At 73.3% G+C, this 22,769-nt stretch carries 17 protein-coding genes; 6 read left to right on the forward strand and 11 right to left on the reverse strand.

The genetic code is table 11. The features are described 5' to 3' along the window. Positions 1 to 36: 36 nt before the first annotated feature. The 8 genes from FB558_RS03610 to FB558_RS03645 form a co-directional block, all read right to left on the reverse strand. Entirely contained in the window at positions 37 to 1,341 is a 1,305-nt protein-coding gene (locus FB558_RS03610) for a sensor domain-containing diguanylate cyclase (protein ID WP_142048063.1), read from the reverse strand. A 134-nt stretch (positions 1,342 to 1,475) separates the two neighbouring features. Further along, entirely contained in the window at positions 1,476 to 2,816 is a 1,341-nt protein-coding gene (locus tag FB558_RS03615) for a GGDEF domain-containing protein (protein WP_170231169.1), read from the reverse strand. Positions 2,817 to 3,286: 470 nt separating this feature from the next. Beyond that, positions 3,287 to 4,576, reverse strand: a complete 1,290-nt coding sequence (locus FB558_RS03620) for a GGDEF domain-containing protein (RefSeq protein WP_142048067.1) — start codon at positions 4,574 to 4,576, stop codon at positions 3,287 to 3,289. 185 nt (positions 4,577 to 4,761) lie between these two features. After that, complete coding sequence (locus FB558_RS03625) at positions 4,762 to 6,036, reverse strand: GGDEF domain-containing protein (RefSeq protein ID WP_142048069.1); 1,275 nt, start codon at positions 6,034 to 6,036, stop codon at positions 4,762 to 4,764. Between the two features lie 759 nt (positions 6,037 to 6,795). Continuing rightward, the gene (locus FB558_RS03630) at positions 6,796 to 8,046 is read right to left on the reverse strand and encodes an MFS transporter (RefSeq protein ID WP_142048071.1); all 1,251 of its coding nucleotides are present in this window, start codon (positions 8,044 to 8,046) and stop codon (positions 6,796 to 6,798) included. Positions 8,047 to 8,203: 157 nt separating this feature from the next. Further along, positions 8,204 to 9,334 carry an alanine dehydrogenase gene (ald, locus tag FB558_RS03635; protein ID WP_142048073.1) on the reverse strand — a complete coding sequence of 377 codons (1,131 nt, stop codon included), beginning with the start codon at positions 9,332 to 9,334 and terminating at the stop codon, positions 8,204 to 8,206. A 15-nt stretch (positions 9,335 to 9,349) separates the two neighbouring features. Then, complete coding sequence (locus FB558_RS03640; protein WP_142048075.1) at positions 9,350 to 9,988, reverse strand: histidine phosphatase family protein; 639 nt, start codon at positions 9,986 to 9,988, stop codon at positions 9,350 to 9,352. Between the two features lie 933 nt (positions 9,989 to 10,921). Further along, positions 10,922 to 11,347 carry an HIT family protein gene (locus FB558_RS03645; protein ID WP_142048077.1) on the reverse strand — a complete coding sequence of 142 codons (426 nt, stop codon included), beginning with the start codon at positions 11,345 to 11,347 and terminating at the stop codon, positions 10,922 to 10,924. 41 nt (positions 11,348 to 11,388) lie between these two features. Between FB558_RS03645 and FB558_RS03650 the strand changes: the two genes are divergently transcribed. From FB558_RS03650 to treY, 3 genes are all read left to right on the forward strand, one after another. Continuing rightward, a complete protein-coding gene (locus FB558_RS03650) occupies positions 11,389 to 11,850 on the forward strand; it encodes a PPOX class F420-dependent oxidoreductase (protein ID WP_142048079.1) in 462 nt (153 codons plus the stop codon). Between the two features lie 142 nt (positions 11,851 to 11,992). After that, positions 11,993 to 14,155, forward strand: a complete 2,163-nt coding sequence (gene glgX, locus FB558_RS03655) for a glycogen debranching protein GlgX (RefSeq protein WP_142048081.1) — start codon at positions 11,993 to 11,995, stop codon at positions 14,153 to 14,155. After that, positions 14,152 to 16,518 carry a malto-oligosyltrehalose synthase gene (gene treY / locus FB558_RS03660; RefSeq protein ID WP_142048083.1) on the forward strand — a complete coding sequence of 789 codons (2,367 nt, stop codon included), beginning with the start codon at positions 14,152 to 14,154 and terminating at the stop codon, positions 16,516 to 16,518. Before glgX ends, treY begins: the two co-directional genes overlap by 4 nt. Before the next feature lie 27 nt (positions 16,519 to 16,545). On the opposite strand, the gene FB558_RS03665 is transcribed toward treY, so the two are convergent. Beyond that, positions 16,546 to 16,992, reverse strand: a complete 447-nt coding sequence (locus tag FB558_RS03665) for a type II toxin-antitoxin system VapC family toxin (RefSeq protein ID WP_142048085.1) — start codon at positions 16,990 to 16,992, stop codon at positions 16,546 to 16,548. A 456-nt stretch (positions 16,993 to 17,448) separates the two neighbouring features. Here FB558_RS03665 and treZ point away from each other — a divergent pair, with 456 nt between their 5' ends. Continuing rightward, the gene (gene treZ, locus FB558_RS03675; RefSeq protein WP_142048089.1) at positions 17,449 to 19,188 is read left to right on the forward strand and encodes a malto-oligosyltrehalose trehalohydrolase; all 1,740 of its coding nucleotides are present in this window, start codon (positions 17,449 to 17,451) and stop codon (positions 19,186 to 19,188) included. Positions 19,189 to 19,257: 69 nt separating this feature from the next. Here treZ and FB558_RS03680 read toward each other — a convergent pair whose 3' ends face one another. Beyond that, the gene (locus FB558_RS03680) at positions 19,258 to 20,253 is read right to left on the reverse strand and encodes a malate dehydrogenase (protein ID WP_142048091.1); all 996 of its coding nucleotides are present in this window, start codon (positions 20,251 to 20,253) and stop codon (positions 19,258 to 19,260) included. 117 nt (positions 20,254 to 20,370) lie between these two features. On the opposite strand from FB558_RS03680, the gene FB558_RS03685 reads away from it, so the two are divergent. After that, positions 20,371 to 21,573, forward strand: a complete 1,203-nt coding sequence (locus FB558_RS03685) for a DUF418 domain-containing protein (protein ID WP_142048093.1) — start codon at positions 20,371 to 20,373, stop codon at positions 21,571 to 21,573. A gap of 107 nt (positions 21,574 to 21,680) precedes the next feature. Beyond that, on the forward strand, positions 21,681 to 22,112 hold the full coding sequence (locus tag FB558_RS03690) for a hypothetical protein (protein WP_142048095.1): 432 nt from the start codon (positions 21,681 to 21,683) through the stop codon (positions 22,110 to 22,112). 21 nt (positions 22,113 to 22,133) lie between these two features. Here the strand turns inward: FB558_RS03690 and FB558_RS03695 are convergent, their stop codons facing one another. Continuing rightward, positions 22,134 to 22,706: a TetR/AcrR family transcriptional regulator gene (locus FB558_RS03695; protein ID WP_142048097.1), complete on the reverse strand. Its 573-nt coding sequence runs from the start codon at positions 22,704 to 22,706 to the stop codon at positions 22,134 to 22,136. Between the last annotated feature and the right edge of the window lie 63 nt (positions 22,707 to 22,769).

Genomic DNA, 22,769 nt, shown 5'->3' on the forward strand with positions numbered 1-22,769 from the left:
CGGAAGCCCGGGGAACCGGCCACCCGGCGTGCTCGATCAGCCCGCGGTCCGCGGGGCCGGGATCTGCACCGGACCCGCGATCCGCACCAGGTTGCGCCCGCTGCGCTTGGCGGCGTACAGCGAGGCGTCGGCCACCTTCAGCGCCTGCTCGAGGGTGGCCCCGTCGACGGGGATGGCGGCACCGCCGATCGACACGCTCAGCCCGGAGATCGTCAGGTTCCCGTCGGGGGTGCAGACGGGCACGTCGAGCTCGGCGACCAGCCGGCGCAGCCGCTCCGCCACCGCGCGCATCTCGGCCCGGCCCAGCGGGCCGGGCGGGAGCTCGGGCAGCAGGACGACGAACTCCTCACCGCCGAACCGGCCCACGAGGTCCTGCTCGCGCACGCCGGCCCGCAGCTCCGCCGCGACCGCGGCCAGCACGTCGTCGCCCGCGAGGTGCCCGTGCGCGTCGTTGACCAGCTTGAAGTGGTCGAGGTCGAGGATGAGCACGGCCGCGGTGGCGCGGACGCGCTGCGTGCGCCGCAGCGTCCGCGTGGCCTCGGCCTGCCAGCCCGCCGAGTTGAGCAGCCCGGTCTTGGCGTCGGTGCTGGCCACCTCCTCGAGGTGGCGCACCAGCACGGCGCGGTGCAGCACGAGGATCGGCGGGAGGACGAGCGCGACCAGCCACGGCGTCGCCCCGATCGTGACGGCCGCGAGGCCGCCCATGCAGAGCGTGGCGACCTCGAGCGCGTTGTCGTCCCAGCGCCCGACGAGCTCGCGCACCCCGGGCCACTCGTGGGTCAGCGCGATCACGCCGGCGACGAGGAGCGTGTTGACCACGACGTAGGCCAGCACGGCCGCGGCCATGCCTGCGACGCCCGCGACGTCCTCCGGGCCACTGGGCAACCCGCCCGCGGCGGTGACGACGCCGTGCGCGGCGGCTGCGGCGAGGACGACGGTGGCCGTCGTGTAGACGTGCCGGTGCACCGGCACCTTCGCCGGCCGCCACACCCGCTGCCACAGGTGCAGGTACACCACGGCGATGACGGCGGCGGCGAGCGCGGGCGGCAGGAGCAGCGCGGCCGCGAACGTCCACACCGAGCTGAGGTCGAAGTAGGAGGTCTGGGCCGCCCGCCTGCGGATCCGCTCGATGCCGGTGGCGAGCTCGGTGTGCACGACGCTCAGCAGGGTCAGGAACGCGGCGAGGGCCACCGCCTCCGGCGTGGGCACGGCGAGGTGGGCGGCGACGAGCGCCACGGCCGCGACCTCGACGACGAGCACCAGCCCGACGGCTCGGGCGGGCCGGCGCCAGAGCTCCCAGCTCGCCGGGTCCCAGCCGGCCGGTGGTGACGGCTCATCCACGCCCGCCCCCTCCTCTCGCGCGACCGGCTTGCGCCTGTCGGCGAGATTAGTGAGGCCTGCGTGGCGTGTCAGGAGGACGACGATCGCTCATCGGGGTGGAGTACGCGACCGAGCCGTCACGCAGCGTCACACCCTCAGGTGGGGTCGGGCGGCCGGCCGATGGGGTGCAGCGGCACCACCGGCGGCGGAGCGGGCACCGGCACGCCCATGCGCACGGCGTTGCGGCCCCCGCGCTTGGCCGCGTACAGCGCGGTGTCGGCGATCTGCAGCAGCGTGCGCAGGTCGGCCCCCTCGTCCGGGGAGAGGGCTCCCCCGATGGACACGGTGAGCCCACTGACGGTGAGCGGGCCGTCCGGCGTGGGCATCTCGACCCGCAGGTCGGCCACCCGCCTGCGGATCCGCTCGGCCACCGCCTCGAACTCGGCGGGCCCGGCCCCGCCGAGCATCACGACGAACTCCTCCCCGCCGAAGCGGCCGACGAGGTCCTGCTCGCGGACCTCGCCGCGCAGCGCACCGGCCACGGCGGCGAGCACGCGGTCGCCCGCGAGGTGTCCGTGCGTGTCGTTGACGGTCTTGAAGTGGTCGAGGTCCAGCACGAGGACCGCACCCGGCCCCTGCCGCCGGCCACCGCGGCGCAGCACCTGCTCGGCCCGCGCGTGCCACGCCGCGGCGTTGAGCAGCCCGGTCTTGCCGTCGGTGCTCGCGGCCTCCTCCAGGTGCTTGACCAGCACGGCGCGGTGCAGGACCAGCAGGGGCGGCAGCGCGAGGAGCACCAGCCACGGGTTGACGAGCACCGCCACCGCGGTGAGCGCCCCGAGCGAGAGCGTGGCCACCTCGAGCAGGTTGTCGTCCCAGTCGCCCAGCACGCGCGCCAGGTCCGGCTGCGGCGCGCTCATGGCGACGGCACCGGCGACGAGGCCGTTGTTGATCGTGGTGTAGACACCGAGCGCGAGCACGATCCCCGGGAGCCCGGCCGCGGAGAGGCCACGACCGAGGAGCGCGACCACCCCGGCCGCGGCGAGGCAGGCCAGCACGATCGTGGCGGTGCTGTAGGCCCCGCGGTACAGCGGCACGCGGGGACGCCCGGTGCGCGCCCACACGTGCAGGTGCACCACCACGGCGACGGCGGCGGCGCACACCGGCGGCAGCACGAGCGCCCCGGCGAAGGTCCACACGGAGCTGAGGTTCGCGTGGCTGCCGCCCGCCGTGGCCCGGCGACGGATCCGTTCGACGCCGATCGCGGCCTCGGTGTGCAGCAGGCCGAGGCCGGCGAGCAGCGCCGTGTGCAGGACCTGGGTGCCGTCCGGGAGTGGCGTGCGCGTCGCGACGGCCACGACGAGACCGAGCGCCGTGGCCTCGACGACGAGCACCGCCGCCACGAGCCGGCGCGGCATCTCCCACAGTGGCCAGCTGCGGACCGTCCACTCCCGGGCCCGGCGAAGCGCGCCGTGAGCTCCCTCGGGGTGTGTGGACATCTGCGCTCTCGATCGCTGTTCGGCGTCTCTCCCGAGGGTAGTGCAGACCGATCGCGGCGTCATTCGTACGACCGCACGGGAGGAGGGGTCGTGACACAGTGAGATGGTCCGAGTGCGCAGAACACACGATTCCACCGAATTGACGACCCAGTTGCCACCGAATGCAGTCCGCGGGATGGAGCGGATGGCACACGCGCCCTCACCACGCCTCCGGGGTGCCGCCGCTTCCTCCGCGGAAGCGGGGGTGATGTCCGTCCCATCGCAGGAGATCGAATCCCATCGAGCCGGGGAGGAGGGATGACGGATGCGCAACAAGGACTGGAACTGATCAGGGAACCGAATGATCACGGCTCCGGTGCTGATCGCCGGAAGTGGGGCAGGGCAGGATCTTGCGACTCGATCTACGGCTCGATCTACGACGGATCCGCGACGGATCTGCGGCAGATCGCCCGCCCGCCCACGTCCGGCGATCAGCGCCGGACCGGGGCCACCTCGATGCGCACGGTGTTGCGGCCGGCCCGCTTGGCGGCGTAGAGCGCGGTGTCCGCCGTCTGCAGGAGGGAGGCGAGATCGCTGCCGTTCGCCGGGAGCACCGCGCCGCCGATCGAGACCGTCAGGCCGACGACGGTCCGGGCACCGCCCGCCGCCGGGAGGGTGAGGCGCAGATCGGCGACCCGGGCCCGGATCCGCTCCGCCACCACCTCGAGCTCCACGGCATCGAGCTCGACCGACCGGGCCCCGTGCGCCATGCGCCGTGGCATCACGACGAACTCCTCACCGCCGAGACGGCCGACGAGGTCGTGCGCCCGGACGACGCGGCGCAGCGCGTCCGCGACCGCGGCCAGTACGCGGTCCCCGACCACGTGGCCGTAGGTGTCGTTGACCGCCTTGAAGTGGTCGAGGTCGAGCACCAGCACGCCACCGGCGCGTTCGGCGGCGCCCGGACGGACCAGGACCCGTTCCGCCTCCGTGAGCCAGGCCGCCGCGTTGAGCAGGCCGGTCTTGCCGTCCGTGCTGGCCGCGACCTCCAGCGGCCGGACCTGCACGGCCCGGAGCACGGCGAACAGCGGGGGCAGCACGAGCAGGACGGACCACGGGTTCAGCACGAGCGCGATGGCCGTCAACGCGCCCATGCAGAGCATGCCGATCTCCAGGACGTTCTCGTCCCACGGCCCGAGGAGCGCCGACGGGACGGCGTCCGGCGTGCTCACCCGGACGACCGCCGCGATGAGCCCGGTGTTGACCGCCGCATACAGGCCGATCGCGACGAGGAGCACCCACAGCCGATACTCCGGCGGCCCGACGCGCTCGAGGAAGGCGCCGGTGGCGAGGCAGGCCAGCACCACGGTGGCGACGCTGAACAGCTGGCGGTACAGCGGAACGGACGGCCGCCACGCCCGCGCCCAGAGGTGCATCAGCATGACCACCGCCACCACCGCGGCGTGCGGGCCGGTGAGGACGACGATGCTCGCGAACGTCCACACCGAGTTGAGGTCGACGTGATTGGCGTCGACGAGCCGGCGCCGCATCCGCTCCACGCCGACCGACAGCTCGGTGTACGCGACACCCAGCAGCACGAGCACAGCCGCGGCCGTGAGGTCCTCCGGCGAGGGCGGCGGACGGCGGGCGAGACCGCCGACCACGAGCACGACCGCGACGACCTCCACGAACAGGACCGTGGCGAGCACACGGGGCGGGAGCGTCCACACCGCCCAGCCGCGGACGCCGGGCCGCTGCGGTTCGGAAGCCTCCACGCTCACCGCATGCGCTCCACCGGTCTCGTCCGTGTCCTCGATCGAGTCGACCCGTTGCGGAGCGTAGTGCAGGCGGTGACGCGATGACCATGGAGCCAGAACGGTCCCGGGACGGCGGGAGTGATCGGTCCGAGCGGCGCACCGCGAGCGTCAGGACAGCTCTGGTGCGCTGCGCGACGCGATCGGGGTGCTCAGTCGCCGGCTTCCGGGCCGGTCGTGGTCACGGGCCGCAGCGGGGCCCGTCCCAGCTGCACGCTGCCCATCCGCACGGCGTTGCGCCCGGCGCCCTTCGCCACGTACAGCGCCTTGTCCGCCGCCTGCAACAGGTCACGCAGGTCCACGCCGGTGTCCGGGGAGAGCGCGCAACCGATGGACACGGAGAGGCCCATCACGCTCAGCGGCCCGTCCGGGGTCGGGATCTCGACGCGCAGGTCGGCCACGCGCCGCCGGATCCGGTCGGCGACCGCCTCCAGCTCCGCCGACCCGCTGCCCTCCAGCCCGGCCAGCATCACGACGAACTCCTCGCCCCCGAAGCGGCCGACGAGGTCGCGTTCCCTGACCTCGGTGCGCAGGATGTCGGCCACCGCGGCGAGCACGTGGTCCCCTGCGAGGTGGCCGTGGGTGTCGTTGACCGCCTTGAAGTGGTCGAGATCGAGCACCAGCACACCGCGCATGCCGTCGGCCCGCCGCCGCCGGTGCAGGACGCGCTCGGCCTGCACGTGCCAGGCGGCGGCGTTGAGCAACCCGGTCTTGCCGTCGGTGTTGGCGGCTTCCTCCAGGTGCTTGACCAGGACCGCTCTGTGCAGCACCAGCAGCGGGGGCAGCACGAGGACCACGAGCATCGGGTTGATCGACAGCGCGACCGCGGTGATCGCTCCGAGGGACAGCGTGGCGAACTCGAGCAGTATGTCGTCCCAGCGGCCGAGGGCCTTGCTGATGTCGGGCTGCGGGTTGCTCATCGCGACCGCGCCGGCGACCAGTGCGGTGTTCACCGTGGTGTAGACCAGGATCGCGCCGGCGAGCAGGAGCACTCCGGCTCCCTCGCCGTCCAGCCCGCTCCCGCCGTCGCGGTGCACCCCCGCCACCGCGGCCGCGGCGAGGCAGGAGAGAACGATCGTCGCCGTGCTGAAGACGTGCCGGTAGACCGCCACCCGCGGACGCCAGGACCGCCACCAGAGGTGGGTGAAGACGACGGCCGCCACCGCCACGGCGAGGACCGGCGGCACCAGGACGGCTGCGGCGAACGTCCACACCGAGCTCAGGTCCACGTGCAGCGTGTCGATGATCCGACGACGAACGCGCTCGACGCGCAGCGCGACCTCGGAGTGCACGATGCCGAGCCCGCACACGAGAAGGCTCATCATGATCGTCCGGCGGTCGAAGTCGCCGGGCGCGATGCTGAGGACCGTGAGCAGAGCCGCGGTGAGCTCCACGACGAGGATGGGGCCGAGCAGCCGCCGGGGCATCGACCAGACGGCCCAGGACGAGGGTCTCCATGCGGAGCTGACCTCGGTGTCCGGGTCGGAGACGCCCGAGGCAGCGTCCTGGCGCGCGCCCCTAGACATTCATACTCTCAGCCATCTCCCCTATCGAGGGACGCAAGGCTAGTGGACCCGCCCAGGGCTGTCACGGGCGACGGCGCCCCTGCCGGGGCGGCCGTGACACAGCCCACGAACACGAGCGGCCCTCGCTGACGAAGGAGGTGGCTCTGCCGCCCCTGCCGGGCCCCCAGTGTGTCGCCCACCAGGCGCCCTCGGGCAGGAGGCCCTCCCACCCGGAACCGGAGCCGAGGGTCGTACCCGCCGCTCGACCGCCCACCTCGAAAGGAGCACCCGTGCGCAACCGCAGCTGGTGACCCACCCACCACCCGACCACCCACCACGAAAGGAGCACCCGTGCGCAACCGCAGCTGGTGACCCACCCACCACCCGACCACCCACCACGAAAGGAGCACCCGTGCGCAACCGCAGCTGGTGACCCACCCACCACCCGACCACCCACCACGAAAGGAGCACCCGTGCGCAACCGCAGCTGGTGACCCACCCACCACCCGACCACCCACCACGAAAGGAACCCCCGTGCGCAACCGCAGCTGGTGACCCACCCACCACCCGACCACCCACCACGAAAGGAACCCCCGTGCGCAACCGCAGCTGGTGACCCACCCACCACCCGACCGCCGAGCCCCTCCGCGGAGCCCGGCGACGACGCGCCCCCGGTCAGCGCTACCGAGCGGGGGTCGAACGTCGCGTCCCCGGTGAGGCGGTGACGTCGGCCCGGTGCCACGCGACGGCCCCGCCGACCGACAGCACCGCCCCGATCGCGCCGGCCACGGCCACCGCCGTGGCCGGATCCCACGCGTCGGCGAGCAGCCCGCCGACGAGCACGGCACCGCCCTGGGAAGCGATGATCCCGGACGCCGCGACGCCGATGGCCCGGCCACGGCCGGCGTCCGGGGTCGCGCGCACGAAACCGGCCTGGGTCTGCAGGAGGTATGCGGTGGACAGCATCCCCGACACGCCCCACAGCACCAGGGTGAGCGCCAGGCCGGGGCGGAACGCGCACAGCACCAGCGGCACGCCGGCCGCCACCGCCAGCACCCCGACCAGCCGCGCCCTCGTCGCGGCGGGGACGAACCGGACGAACAACCAGGCGCCGAGGACGCTGCCGAGGGGGTCGGCGGCCATCAGCAGGCCGACCACGGCGGGTCCGGCGCCCAGCTGGTCGGCGTAGGGGGCGGCGAGCGCCTCCGGCACGACGTACCAGCCGACGAGCCATGCGAGGGCGACGAGAGCACGCCGGCGCGGGTCGGTGGCGATCTCGACGAGGCCGGCGACGACACCGCGCAGGCCCCCGACCGGCGCCTCGGCGGGGGCGTCGGCGGCGCTGCCCGGCCGGGGCCGGTCCTTCACGCCGAGCCGCACGACGAGCGCCGACAACGCGAACGACACGGCGTTGCCCAGCAGTGCGCCGGCCGGGCTGACGGCGGCGACCAGGAGCCCGCCGCTCGCGAAGCCCACGAGCTGGGCGGTCTGGCTGGTGATCTGCCGGACGGCGAGGCCGCGCTCGTAGAGCTCGCCGCGCAGGATCTCCGGGTACAGCGCCCCCTGGGCGGCGGTGTGCGGGGAGCCGAGCAGGACGACGGCGACCAGGAGCCCGCACAGCGCCCACAGCGGGAGCCCTGGGATCGCCATCGTCGCGACGAGCACGGCGCGGGCCAGGTCGGAGACGATCATGACCTCGCGGCGCCGGTACCGGTCGGCGAGCCCGGACAGCAGCACCCCGCCGAGCAGGGCCGGCAGGAAGGTCAGGGCGTAGGTCACCGTGGCCCACAGGGCCGATCCGGTGCGGCCGTAGACGAGCACCGCGAGGGCGACGCGCGCGAGCTGGTCGCCCACGACGGAGAACAGCTCCGCTCCCCATACGATCCGGAACTCGGGGACGCGGAAGACGGAACCGAGTCCGCTACCCGCCATCCGGTCGTTCCCCCTTCAGCCCGCGCCGGCTGAGCCGTTCGGTGTACCGAACGTCATGGATCATGCGCAGCGCGTCAGCCCGTCGGGCATGCTGCCGCGTCCTGCCTCTCCTGTGCAAATGCTGTGCGACGACCCCGGTGCCGGGCCGCCCGGTCGCTCACCGGGGGTCCGGCAGATCGCCGAGGACGTCGCTCAGCGCGACGGCGGGCAGGCCGTGGGCGGCGGCGACCTCGGGTTGGACCACGTGCCCGGCCGCCACGTTGACGCCGGCCTCGAGCGCCGGGTCGTCGACGGCGCCCGCGATCCCCCGGTCGGCGAGCGCGACCGCGTACGGGAGCGTGACGTTGGTGAGAGCGCGGGTCGAGGTGTTCGGGACGGCGCCGGGCATGTTCGCGACGCAGTAGAAGATCGACTCGTGCACGCCGAACACCGGCTCGTCGTGGGTGGTGGGGCGGGAGTCGGCGAAGCAGCCGCCCTGGTCGATCGCGATGTCGACGAGCACGGAACCCGGTCGCATGCGGGAGACGAGCTCGTTCGAGACGAGCGTCGGGGCCTTCGCACCGGGCACGAGCACGGCGCCGATGACCAGGTCGGCCCACAGGCAGGCGCGCTCCACCTCGTAGGCGTTGCTCATGATCGTCTGCAGGTGTCCGCGGTAGGTGAAGTCGATCTGCCGCAGCCGGTTGATGTTGGTGTCGAGCACCATGACCTCGGCCTGGAAGCCGAGCGCGATCGTCGCGGCGTTCATCCCCGACACCCCCGCGCCGATCACGGCGATCTTCCCGGCGGGGACGCCGGACACCCCGCCGAGCAGCACGCCGCGCCCGCCCGCGGTGCGCTGCAGGTGGTGGGCCCCGACCTGCGGGGCCATCCGGCCTGCCACCTCGCTCATCGGCGCGAGCAGCGGCAGCGACCCGTCGGGCAGCCGCACCGTCTCGTAGGCGACGGCCGTGGCGCCGGCCGTGACCAGCGCGTCGGTGCACTCCTTGGACGCCGCGAGGTGCAGGTAGGTGAAGAGCACCTGGTCGGGGCGCAGCCGGTGGTGCTCCTCGGGCACCGGCTCCTTGACCTTCAGCACCAGACCCGCCGCGGCCCACACCTCGTCGGGGTCGGCGCTGATCCGCGCCCCGGCCTCGACGAACTCCTCGTCGCGCAGGCCGGCACCCGCCCCGGCGTCGCGTTCGACCAGCACCTGGTGGCCGCGGCCGGTCAGCTCCCGCACGCCGGCCGGGGTGATCGCCACCCGGTACTCGTGGTTCTTGACCTCGCGCGGGACCCCGACCAGCATCCCGGTGATCCTGCCCTACCCGGCGCCCGCCGTCATGGCGAGCAGGTCGGCCACGTGGGCGATCTCGTTGACCGTGCGGACGACGCGGCGCCCGTCGCGCCCGGCGAGCACGCGCGTGACACCGGTGTAGTCGAGCGGGAACACCAAGGGGCGGTCCAGCCCGAGCAGGTGGGCGAGCCAGGCGTTCACGACGCCGGCGTGGGCGACGACGACGGCGGTCTCCCGGCCCGGGTGCGCGGCGACGACCCGCTCGAATCCGCCGGCGACCCGGCGCGTGAAGGCCGGCAGGTCGACGCTCTCGGGCAGCAGCCCGGCGAGCATCCGCTGCCAGGCCGCCGGGTCGAGCCGGGCCATCTCGTGGACGGGCACGTAATGGGTGGAGTCGGCGTCGTACTCCCGCAGCTCGTCGACGACCACCGGCTCGCGCGCGAGCGCGGTCGCGAGCGGCGCCGCGGTCTCCCGCGCCCGGGCCAGCGGGCTGGTGTAGAGCCCGGCGACCTCGTCCCCCGCCAGCGCCTCGACGAGCCGCTGCGCCTGCTCGCGTCCGAGCGTGGTGAGCGGCGGGTCGGCAGGTCCGCCCGGCCGGTCGGCCGCAGCGGCGTCGGCGGGATGGATGCGCTCCGGCAACGCGTGCCGGACGAGGACGAGCTGCACGGTCACACCTCCACCGAAAGGTTCCATCCACGGGCCCGCACGCGCGAGACCGACGTGGTGGGCGTCACGCTCTTGATCGAATCCCGCACGTCGATCTCGCCTGCGAACCTTCACCGGGTCATGCAGCGGCCGGCCTCCGGTACCCGAGCCGACACACCCCGTCTGCGCCGACGCACCCCGTCGACGGGTGGCGTTGGGCGAATCGGGGTGCGTGCGGCGGACACGGGGTGCGCGAGCACCGCGGCCGCTCCTGCCGAGAGGTCGCAGCCGGTCCGGCGGCGTACCCGATCGCCGGTACCGAAGGTGGCCGGGTGGGCAGAAACGACCGAGTGACGTGGTCGCCCGGGCGACCGTCCCCGACGAGAGCCCCGGCCGGTCCACGACGAGATCGTCCCCGCCGGGTGCCACTCATCCGGCTGTGGTGCCGTTCCCCGACCCCATCGAAGCGAACTTGATCAGCGAAGCAGGGACCTGAGCCGCACCCGTGCAGCACATGTCCCGTTTCCGCCGGTCAAGAGCGCCTGGACGGCATCGGACCGGTCCGATGATCACCGGGACGGGGCGGGACGGGACCACAGCCAGGTGCGCACCCACCCAGCAGCGACGATCTCGTCCGGAACAGGCCTGGGCCAGGTCGGGGACGGCCGCCCGGCCGGCCACGATATTCGGTAGTTGACCCCACCCGGCCACCTCGCCCACGGGCCGGGGGCAGGGGAACCGGCCGACTGCGCCGAGCACACGGGCCGAGGCGGAAGGCCGTGGCCTCGAGCCGGGAACATCAGAGCGACAGATCTGACGCTCTCACACCACTCTTGGCGATCATGACGGCGAGGCGGCGTGCGAGAAGTACGTCAGCGCGGTCGTGAGGGCCATGGCGCGCGACTCGCACGCGCCGCCCTGTGATCAACGCCTGCGAACGCACGTGGGCATCCGTCAGTCGGGGACGGAGTCCCCGTGGCCCGCGGCCCGCAGCGCGGCGCGCAGCTTCTCCGCGTGCCCCTCCTGCTCCTGCGCCTCCACCGACGGGGCCGCGTTCGCGAAGTCGAAGGCGGCCATGTCCCAGGCCGGGAACACGTGCACGTGCAGGTGCGGCACCTCGAAGCCGGCGACGAGGAGCCCGACGCGCGGCGGCTGCCACACCTCGCGCACGGCCGCGCCCACGGCGTGGGCGACCGTGGTGAGGTGCGCGACCAGCTCGGGATCCGCGTCGACCCAGTGGTCGACCTCGGCGCGGGGCACCACGAGGGTGTGCCCCGGTCCGAGCGGGTTGATCGAGAGGAAGCCGACGGCGCGGTCGTCGGACCAGACGAAGCGTCCGGGCAGCTCGCCGTCGATGATCCGGGTGAACAGGGTGCTCATCACCGGGGAGCCTAGCCCGGCGCGCACTACGCTCGGCGGCCATGGCCCGGAGCATCGCCACGAACACCGCCGTCGACCGCGACGGCCTCCTCGAGTTCATCCGCTGCCGGCACAAGATGGTCCTGCTCACCCCGCGCGCGGACGGCGGCTGGCAGGGCTCGCCGGTCACCGCGGGCGTCGACCCGGAGGGCCGGATCGTCATCTCCACCTACCCCGAGCGCGCGAAGGCGGTCAACGTCGCCCGGCACGGGAAGGCGTCGGTGATCGTGCTCTCCGACGACTTCGGCGGGGCCTGGGTGCAGGTCGACGGCGACGCGGAGCTGCTCACCCTGCCCGACGCGGTCGAGCCGCTGGTCGAGTACTTCCGCTGCATCTCAGGGGAGCACCCGGACTGGGACGAGTACCGCCGCGCGATGCAGGAGCAGGGCAAGGCGCTGATCCGGCTCACCCCCACCCGGTGGAGCCCCGTGGCCACCGGCGGGTTCCCCGCCCGCCTGGCCTGAGCGACGCCCGCGACCCGGCGCGCTGTCGGGGTACCCCGGTAACCTCTGCTCGTCAGGAGGGCCGGGCACCGGCTCCTCACCGGGACGACAGCGAGTACGTACGGCCGCGGCCGGGCGGTCACTCACCAGACGCGGAGGAACCATGCGGCCGTGGCCGGGCCACGCCTATCCCCTGGGCTCCACCTACGACGGGTCGGGCACCAACTTCGCGCTCTTCTCCGAGGTCGCCGAGAAGGTCGAGCTCTGCCTGTTCAGCCCGCGGGGCAAGGAGACGCGCGTCGCGCTCACGGAGGTCGACGGCTTCGTCCACCACGGCTACCTCCCGAGCGTCGAACCCGGCCAGCGCTACGGCTACCGGGTCCACGGGCCCTACGATCCCGCGCAGGGTCTGCGGTGCAACCCGCAGAAGCTGCTCATCGACCCGTACGCGAAGGCCGTCGACGGCCCCGTGCGGTGGGACGAGGCCGTGTTCGGCTACCCGTTCGGGCAGGCGGAGGCGCGCAACGACGTCGACTCCGCGCCGTACGTGCCGAAGTCGGTGGTGGTCAACCCGTTCTTCGACTGGGGCACCGACCGCGCCCCGCGCATCCCCTACCACGAGTCGGTGATCTACGAGGCGCACGTGCGGGGCCTCACCATCGCCCACCCGGAGATCCCGGCCGAGCTGCGCGGCACCTACACCGGCCTCGCCCACCCGGTGATGATCGAGCACCTCAAGACGCTCGGCGTCACCGCGGTCGAGCTCATGCCGGTGCACGAGTTCCTCAACGACCACCACCTGCAGGAGAAGGGCCTCTCCAACTACTGGGGCTACAACACCATCGCCTTCCTGGCCCCGCACCACGCCTACGCGCGGGACTCCGGGCGCGCGGGCAACCAGGTGCAGGAGTTCAAGGCGATGGTCCGCGACCTGCACGACGCGGGCATCGAGGTCATCCTCGACGTGGTCTACAACCACACCGCCGAGGGCAACCACATGGGCCCCACGCTGTCGCTGCGCGGCATCGACAACGCCGCCTACTACCGCCTCGTCGAGGACGACCCGCGGTACTACATGGACTACACCGGCACCGGCAACTCGCTGAACGTGCGCAACCCGCACACCCTGCAGCTGATCATGGACTCGCTGCGGTACTGGGTCACCGAGATGCACGTCGACGGCTTCCGGTTCGACCTCGCCTCCACCCTCGCCCGCGAGTTCTACGACGTCGACCGGCTGTCGGTGTTCTTCGACCTCGTGCAGCAGGACCCGGTGATCAGCCAGGTCAAGCTGATCGCGGAGCCGTGGGACGTCGGGCCCGGCGGCTACCAGGTGGGCAACTTCCCGCCGCTGTGGACGGAGTGGAACGGCAAGTACCGCGACACCGTCCGCGACTTCTGGCGGGGCGAGCCGGGCACCCTCGGCGAGGTCGCCTCGCGCATCACGGGCAGCTCCGACCTCTACCAGGACGACGGCCGCCGCCCCTACGCATCGATCAACTTCGTCACCGCGCACGACGGGTTCACCCTCGCCGACCTGGTCTCCTACAACGACAAGCACAACGAGGCCAACCTCGAGGGCGGCAACGACGGCGAGAGCCACAACCGCTCGTGGAACTGCGGTGTGGAGGGCCCCACCGACGACGAAGCCGTGCTCGCGCTGCGGGCGCGCCAGCAGCGCAACTTCATCACCACCCTGATGCTGAGCCAGGGCGTCCCGATGCTCCTGCACGGCGACGAACTGGGCCGCACCCAGCGGGGCAACAACAACGTCTACTGCCAGGACAGCGACATCGCATGGGTCGACTGGTCGCTGGCCGGCAAGAACGCCGCGCTGGTGCACTTCACGGCGGGCGTCACGGCGCTGCGCCACGCGCACCCGGTGTTCCGGCGGCGCAAGTTCTTCGCGGGCAAGGTGGTGGGCAGGCGCCGGGCGGGCGCGCTCGCCGACATCGCCTGGTTCACCCCGTCCGGGGTGGAGATGACCGAGCAGGACTGGGACTCCGGCTTCGGCAAGTGCGTCACCGTGTTCCTCAACGGCCAGGGCATCGACGAGGCCGACACCCGCGGTGAACGCGTGAGCGACGACTCGTTCCTGATCTGCCTCAACGCCCACTACGAGGACATCGACGTCACCCTGCCCGCCGCGGAGTACGGCACGCAGTGGGCCGTCGTCGTCGACACCGCGGCCGGCGAGGTCACCACGCTGTCCACCGCTCCCGGCGTCACGGCCGCCGAGCCGCACATGGTGGCCGGCGGCGCCGTGCACCCGGTGGCGGCCCGGTCCGTGCTGGTCCTGCAGCGCATGGAAGCGGCGGGCTCGTGAGGCCGTCCGCCGCACCGAGCTCCACCTACCGGTTGCAGTTCTCCCGGGACACCACGTTCACCGACGCGATCGCGCTGCTGCCCTACCTCGACGCCCTCGGCGCCGGGGCGCTCTACGCGTCACCGCTGCTGGAGTCCGGTGCCGGCTCCAACCACGGCTACGACGTCGTCGACCCCACGCGGGTGTCGCAGGAGCGGGGCGGCGAGGAGGGCAGGCGGGCCCTGGTGGCCGCGGTGCGGGAACGCGGGCTGGGGTTCGTGCTGGACATCGTGCCCAACCACGTCGGTGTCGACGTGCCGCAGGCCAACCCGTGGTGGTGGGACGTGCTCGCGCACGGCCGCGCCTCGGAGCACGCGGGCACGTTCGACATCGACTGGGACGCCGGGCCGGTGCTGCTGCCGGTGCTGGACGCCGACGAGGAGAAGGCCCTCTCCGAGCTGAGCCTCTCCGACGACCGCACGCAGCTGCGCTACTACGAGCGCGCCTTCCCGATCGCGCCCGGCACCGGCGATGCCGGCACCGCGCAGGAGGTGCACGAGCGCCAGCACTACCGGCTCGTGTCCTGGAAGCGCGGGGCGGCGGAGCTGACCTACCGCCGCTTCTTCGACGTCTCCACCCTCGCCGCGGTGCGCGTCGAGCTTCCGGAGATCTTCGAGAAGACCCACCGCGAGGTGCTGCGCTGGGTCGAGGCGGGCGAGGTCGACGGCATCCGGGTGGACCACCCGGACGGGCTGTCCGACCCCGGTGCCTACGCCCGCAGGCTGCGCGCCGCACTCGGGCCCCAGCGCTGGCTGCTCGTGGAGAAGATCCTCGCGGTCGGTGAGGAGCTGCCGGCGTCCTGGCCGGTGAACGGCACGTCGGGCTACGAGGCGCTGCGCGAGATCCAGGGCGTCTTCGTCGATCCCGACGGCGCCGGCGTGCTCACCCAGCTGGCGGCCGAGCACACGGGGCGCAAGGAGTCGGCGCACGCGGCCGAGCACGCCGCGCGCCGGGAGGTGGCCGACACGATCCTGGCCGCGGAGGTGCGTCGCATCGCCGCGCTCGTGCCGGTGCCGGAGACCGCGCCGTCCACCGAGCCGGACCCCGGAGAGGCGGCCGAGCGCGTCCGGGCCGCCGTCGCGGAGCTCCTCTGCGGCTTCCCGGTCTACCGCAGCTACCTGCCCGAGGGCCGGGACGCGCTGGACACGGCGGTCACCGTGGCGCGCACCCACCGGCCCGATCTCGCCGACCTGCTGGAGGCGATCCGGGCCGCGATGCTCGCCGACCCGGCGGGGCTGCTGGCCACCCGGGTGCAGCAGACGTCGGGGATGGTGATGGCCAAGGGCGTCGAGGACACCGCGTTCTACCGCTGGAACCGCTTCGTCGCGCTCAACGAGGTCGGCGGCGACCCGTCCCGGTTCGGGGTGGCGCCGCAGGAGTTCCACCGCGCGCTCGCCGCGCGCGAGGCGTCCTGGCCGGTCACGATGACCACGCTCTCCACCCACGACACCAAGCGCTCCGAGGACGTCCGCGCACGCCTGGCCGTCCTCGCCGAGATCCCGGGCGAGTGGGCCGACCGGCTGCGCCGCTGGGCCGCCGCGCACCCGCTCCCCGACCGGTCGCTGGAGCTGCTGGCCTGGCAGAACCTCGTGGGCGCGTGGCCGATCCCGGCCGAGCGGATGTCGGGCTACCTGACGAAGGCGGCCAAGGAGGCCAAGCTCGTCACCAGCCACGTCGAGGCCGTGCCCGAGGTCGACGAGGCGATCGCCGCGTGGCCGGAGCAGGTGCTGGGCGACACGGAGATCGTCGCGGAGATCGAGGAGTTCGTCACCCGCATCGCGGGCCCCGGCCGGGCCAACTCGCTGGGCCAGAAGCTGCTGCAGATCGCAGGCCCCGGCGTGCCCGACGTCTACCAGGGCACCGAGCTGTTCGAGTACTCGCTCGTCGACCCGGACAACCGCAGGCCCGTCGACTGGGCGGCCCGGCGGGAGCTGCTCGCCCGGCTGGACGACGGCTGGCTGCCGGACGTCGACGCCGGGATCGATTCAGCGGGCGCGGCGAAGCTGCTGGTCACGGCCAGCGCCCTGCGGCTGCGCCGCTACCGCCCCGAGGTGTTCACCGGCTACCGCCCGCTCCCCGCTCAGGGTCCGGCGGCGAGGCACGCCGTGGCGTTCGCGCGTTCGGCGTCGCTGGTGGCGGTGGCCACGCGGCTGCCGGTCGGCCTCGCCGAGCGGGGCGGCTGGGCCGACACGGTGCTCCCCCTGCCCGAGGGCACGGCGGACTGGCACGACGTCATCACAGACACCCCCGTCGACGGCGCGGCGCCGAGGCTGGGGCAGCTGCTGAACCGTTACCCGGTGGCTCTGCTGGTGCGTCCCGCCTAGCGGCAGCCGGCTGTGCGCCGGGCCGGTTCAGCCCCGAGGCAGGAGGGCAAGGCCTTCCGCTGCGGCGGCCGTCGACAGCGCGTTGTCGAACGACGCCATCACAGTGCCGTCTCCCACTGCCGCGCGCGTCGCCACCGCGCTGGCCAACTGCACGGCGTCGTACGCCCGTAGCCCATGGACGCCGGCCAGCCTGGCCGCGGCGTCCAGCAATCCGGGCGTCACGGCCAGCGCGACGAGCCTCGGATCCCGGTCGGTGCCCCCGAAGTAGTCGGCCTCGAACGCAGCGACCAGCACGGCGGTGTCGGCGACGTCGATCTCCCCCAGACGATGCTTGCGCCACAGTGCCGCCGGCACCTCGACCCTGGCCAGTTGCGAGACGACGAGATGGGCAATCCTTCGCACGTCCGCGGCACCGGCCTCGTCGGCGTACAGCTTCACCAGCGCCGAACTGTCAGCGAAGACAGTCGCGGTCACCCACGCCCCTCGGTGACCAGATCCGCAAGCGGGGTGCCGTGACCGGCTCTCTGCCGCGCATCCGAGAGCGCGTCGGGATCGGGCCGCTGTCGCGGCGCTCCTGCAGGTGCCAGGAGGCCCGCGCGACCTAGCCGCTCCCTCAACTGCTCCAGATCGGTACCGGCGAGCTCGGGATCCGTAGCAGCGCGGGCCAACCTCGTGAGGTAGTCGTTGAGGCTTCGCCCCTCGCGCACGGCGGCCGCCCGGACGCGGTCCACGACTTCGTCCGGGGCCCTCCAGGTGACCTGAGTCATGCAGGCATGCTAGCAGGCAGAATCAGCCTGCCGATCGCCCCGAACTCGAGACCGTCCTCGGAACGGCTGCACGCTGCCCTCCCATCCCGCCCATGGGCGGGATGGGAGGCGTCACACCGCTGCGGCGGGCGTGTCGGAGCCGCGGCGGGCAGGATCGTCGGGCGTGACCGATTTCGCCGTGTGGGCGCCGCAGCACGACCGCGTCCGGGTGCTCGTGGACGGCACCCCGCACGAGATGACCGCCGACGCCGCCGGGTGGTGGCTCGCCGCCGTCCCGGACGCGGCGCCCGGCACCGCCTATGCCTTCCTCCTCGGCGAGGAGGAGGAACCGCTGCCGGACCCGCGCTCGCGGTGGCAGCCCACCGGTGTGCACGGCGCGTCACGCGTCTACGACGACACCGCGTTCTTCTGGACCGACCAGCACTGGACCGGCCGGCAGCTGCCCGGCAGCGTGCTCTATGAGCTGCACATCGGCACCTTCACACCCGAGGGCACCTTCGACGCCGCGATCGCGCGCCTCGACCACCTCGCCGCCCTGGGCGTCGACATGGTCGAGGTGCTGCCGGTCAACGCGGTCGACGGCCCTCGCAACTGGGGCTACGACGGCGTCGGCTGGTACGCCGTCACCGAGAACTACGGCGGCCCGGACGCGTTCAAGCGGTTCGTCGACGCCTGCCACGCGCGCGGACTGGGCGTCGTCCTCGACGTGGTGCACAACCACCTCGGGCCCTCCGGCGCCTACCTCGACAGGTTCGGCCCGTACTTCGCCGGCAGCAACATCTGGGGTCCGTCGCTGAACCTGGACGGCGCGCACTCGGACCAGGTGCGCCGCTACGCGATCGACAACGCGCTGATGTGGCTGCGGGACTTCCACGTCGACGCGCTGCGCCTGGACGCCGTGCACGCGCTGCGCGACAGCCGCGCCACCCACCTGCTCGAGCAGATGGCCGTCGAGGTGGAGGCGCTCTCGGCGCACGTGGGACGGCCGCTGTCGCTGATCGCGGAGTCCGACCTCAACGACCCCCGGCTGATCACCGCGCGGGAGGCGGGCGGCTACGGCCTGCACGCGCAGTGGGCCGACGACATCCACCACACCCTGCACACGGTGCTCACCGGCGAGTCCCAGGGCTACTACGCCGACTTCGCGGCCGCCGGCTTCACCGGCCTCGCGCACGTGTTCACCCGCGCGTTCCTGCACGAGGGCACCTGGTCGAGCTTCCGGCAGCGCACCCACGGCGCCCCCGTGGACACCCGCCGCACACCCGGTCACCGGTTCCTCGCCTACCTGCAGAACCACGACCAGATCGGCAACCGCGCCACCGGGGACCGGCTCACCCAGAGCCTCTCCCCCGGCCTGCTGGCCTGCGGGGCGGCGCTCGTGCTGTGCTCGCCGTTCACGCCGATGCTGTTCATGGGCGAGGAGTGGGGCGCGCGCACGCCGTGGCAGTTCTTCTCCTACTTCCCCGACGAGAACCTGCGCGAGGCCGTGCGGGCGGGGCGCACCGCCGAGTTCGCGGAGCACGGCTGGGGAGACGTGGAGGTCCCGGACCCCAACGCCGAGAGCACCTTCCTGAACTCGAAGCTCGACTGGGACGAGCCCACCCAGGAGCCGCACACCACCCTGCTGCGCCTGCACCGCGAGCTGATCGCGCTGCGCAAGGCCTGGCCGCAGCTGTCCGACCCGTGGCTGGACGAGGTGGAGGTGGCGGTCGACGAGGCCGCCCGCACGGTGGTGCTGCACCGCGGCGCGCTGCGGGTGGCCTGCAACCTCGGCGCGGAGCCGGCCGCACTGGGCCTGGACGCCCCGATCGGCCGGATCCTGCTGGCGTCGGAGCCGGTGGAGGGCGACGAGTCGTCGCTCACGCTCCCGGCGGAGTCGTTCGCGGTCGTCCTGCTGGCGTAAGGGCCCCTGATGCAGCAAAGCCACTTTCCTGCCACCTGGTGGCGGGAAAGTGGCTTTGCTGCAACGAGGTCAGAGCAGGCCGAGGCCCTTCACGGCCTCGCGCTCCTCGACGAGCTCGTTCACCGAAGCGTCGATCTTGCCGCGGGAGAACTCGTCGATCTCCAGGCCCTGCACGATCTCCCACTTCCCGTTCTTCGACGTCACCGGGAAGGACGAGATGATGCCCTCGGCCACGCCGTAGGAGCCGTCGGACGGGATGGCGGCCGACGTCCAGTCGCCCTCGGGCGTGCCGTTCACCCAGTCGTACACGTGGTCGATGGCCGCGTTGGCGGCCGAGGCCGCCGACGACGCGCCGCGGGCCTCGATGATGGCCGCGCCACGCTTGGCGACGGTGGGGATGAACTCGTCGCGCAGCCAGGCGTCGTCGACCTGCTCGGCGGCGACCTTGCCGCCGACCTCGGCGTGGTAGAGGTCGGGGTACTGGGTGGCGGAGTGGTTGCCCCAGATCGTGAGCTTCTTGATCTCGGTGACCGGCACCGACAGCTTCTTCGACAGCTGCGCGACCGCGCGGTTGTGGTCGAGGCGGGTCATCGCGGTGAACCGCTCGGCCGGGACGTCGGGCGCCGCGGCCTGGGCGATCAGGGCGTTGGTGTTGGCCGGGTTGCCGACCACGAGCACGCGCACGTCGTCGGCGGCGTGGTCGTTGATGGCCTTGCCCTGCGGGGCGAAGATGCCGCCGTTGGCCTCGAGCAGGTCGCCGCGCTCCATGCCCTTGGTGCGCGGGCGGGCGCCGACGAGCAGAGCGACGTTCGTGCCGGCGAACGCGGTGTTCGCGTCGTCGGTGATGTCGATGCCCTGAAGCAGCGGGAAGGCGCAGTCGTCGAGCTCCATCGCCGTGCCCTCCGCAGCCTTCACCGCCTGCGGGATCTCCAGCAGGCGCAGGCGGACCGGGGTGTCCGGCCCGAGCAGCTGCCCGGAGGCGATCCGGAACAGCAGCGCGTAGCCGATCTGGCCGGCAGCTCCGGTGACGGTGACGGTGACGGGGGACGAGGTCGACGCAGACACGCGGGCAGGCTAGCCCTCGTCGCCGATTCGCGCCGCGACGGGGACCACAGGATGGTGGGTGACCCTCCACCCATCGACTGATCCGCGGCCGGGGGCCCACGGCCTATTTTGTCGGGTATGACCGCGCCGCCGCCCGTCGACCCGGGCGCCACGCCCACCACCGCACGCTCTCTCGCGCCCGATCTCGCCCGCGGCGGCATGCTGCTGCTCATCGCGCTGGCGAACGTGCACCTCTGGATCTACGGCCACCCGGCAGGCGTCCGGGGCTACCCGCAGGACCTCGACGGCGCCGACCAGGTGGTCGCGCTCGTGCAGATGCTGCTGGTGGACGGCCGCGCGTACCCGCTCTTCGGGTTCCTGTTCGGCTACGGGATCGTGCAGCTCTCCCGTCGCCGCGGGGAGGTGGGGCTCCCGGTCGACGCGGTGACGCGGCTGGTCCGCCGGCGCGGCGGCTGGATGGTCCTCATCGGCCTCGTGCACGGGGTGCTGCTGTGGTCGGGCGACATCGTCGGCGCCTACGGCCTGATCGCCGTGGCGCTGGCCGGGCTGCTGGTGCGCGGGAGCGACGTGTCCCTGCTGGTCACCTCGGCGGTGGGGGTGTTCCTGGTCTCGGTGCTCTACTCCGGATCGGGTCTGGCCCCGCAGGGCGCGGACACACCGCTGCTGCCCTCCATGACCATCGCGGATCCGGTCTCCGCCCTCCTGGTGCGGGCCGTGGAGTGGGTCGGGGTGGGCTTCCTGCTGCAGGCCTTCTCCGTGTTCGCCGCGGTCGCCCTCGGTGCGTGGGCCGCGCGCCGGCGGTTCCTCGACGAGCCGGAGCGGCACCGCGGGCTGCTGGTCCGCGTCGCGGTCATCGGCATCGCCGCCGCGATCCTCGGCGGTCTGCCGTTCGCCCTCATGACGGCGCAGCTGTGGGTGGACCCCCCGCTGCTCGCCCTGGCGCTCGGCGGCTTCCTCCACGCGCTCGGCGGGTACGCGGGCGGCCTCGGCTACGCCGCGCTGTTCGGGCTGCTCGCCGTCCGCCTCGGCCGGGGAGCCCCGCACCACCCCGTGGTGCGAGCGCTGCAGGCGTGCGGGCAGCGCTCGCTCTCCTGCTACCTGGCCCAGTCGGTCGCGTTCGCGCTGCTGCTGCCGGCGTGGACGTTCGGTCTCGGGGACGGTGCGCACCTCTGGCAGAGCGCGCTCTACGCGATCGGAACGTGGCTGGTGATCCTCGCCGTCGCCGCCGTGGCCGACCGGCGAGGCTCGCGGGGGCCCGCCGAGCTGCTCCTCCGGCGCCTCACCTACGGCCCGCGCCGCCGCGCCACCCAACCCACCTGACTCACCGAGCGCGCTCGCACACCGATCGTGGTGCTCGCACACCGACTGCAGTCGGTGTGCGAGCGACAGAACCGGTGTGCGACGAGGGGCGGGGCTACCGTCGGACGATGGCCGAACCGCCCCCGGAGCCGCGGCCGCCCTCGTGGGCGGGTGCGCCCGGCTACTCCCCCTACTCCGACGACCTGCCGCCGCACGCCCCGATGCCCGGCGCGCCGCCCTACCCGGCGGCCCCGGACCCGGGACGGGCGCCGGTCGCGCGGCCGCGGGCGCGCACGCGGTTCCGGGCCGCGCTGGGCGCCACCGCCGTGTGGGCCGCGGTGAACGTCGTGCTGGTCCTGCTCGTCTCCGGCGCGCCCGACGGCGCGGAGGCGCTCGGGCGGTTCGTGGGCGGGCTGCTGGTGGTCACGTCGGCGGCCGCACTCGCCCTCTGGCTGGTCGCGCGCCGCCGCACGTGGTCGTTCTGGATGCTCGTCGTCGTGGCCGCCCCGCTGTTCTGGGTGCTGCGCGCGGTCCTGCTCGCGGCATCGGCGACGACCTGACCCTCCGGTTCGCTCGCCACCTCAGGTCTGCTGCGCGGCCCGGACCGCGGCGACGACCGCGCCCGCGGCGGCGTCGAGCGCCTCGGTGCTGCGTGCCGCCCGGCACAGGAGGAACGCGCCCTCCAGGCTGGTGATCAGCGCGATCGCGAGGCGCCGGGCGTCCGGCGTGGCGAAGCCCCACCGCACGAACCGGTCGGTGCCCGCGTCGACCCAGCCCGCGAAGACCTCGGCCGTGGCCGCGCGCAGCGTCTCGTCGGTGCTCGCGACTTCCAGGGCGACCGTCGCGATCGGACAGGCGTCGGCGTAGCCGGTGGCCACCAGCGTCTCGGCGGCCGCGGCGAACGACGTCTCGATCGCGACGACCGGGTCCGGTGACGCGTCGAGCAGCGCCACCACCAGGTCCTGGTAGGCGCGCCCCGAGGAGCGGATCACCTCGGCGGCGAGCTGCTGCTTCCCGCCCGGGAAGAAGTGGTAGATCGAGCCGAACGGCGCCCCCGCCTCCGCCACGATCTGCTTCAGCCCGGTGCCCGTGTAGCCCTGCCGCCGGAACAGCTCGCCCGTGGCGTGCAGGATCCGCGCCTTCGTGTCCGCCACCCGTTCCTCCTTGCCCGTCCGCTCCCCACACCCTAGCCTCTCAGTAGAGCGATCTATCAAGTC

It is taken from the genome of Pseudonocardia kunmingensis (assembly GCF_006716445.1).
Classification (GTDB): Bacteria; Actinomycetota; Actinomycetes; order Mycobacteriales; family Pseudonocardiaceae; genus Pseudonocardia; species Pseudonocardia kunmingensis.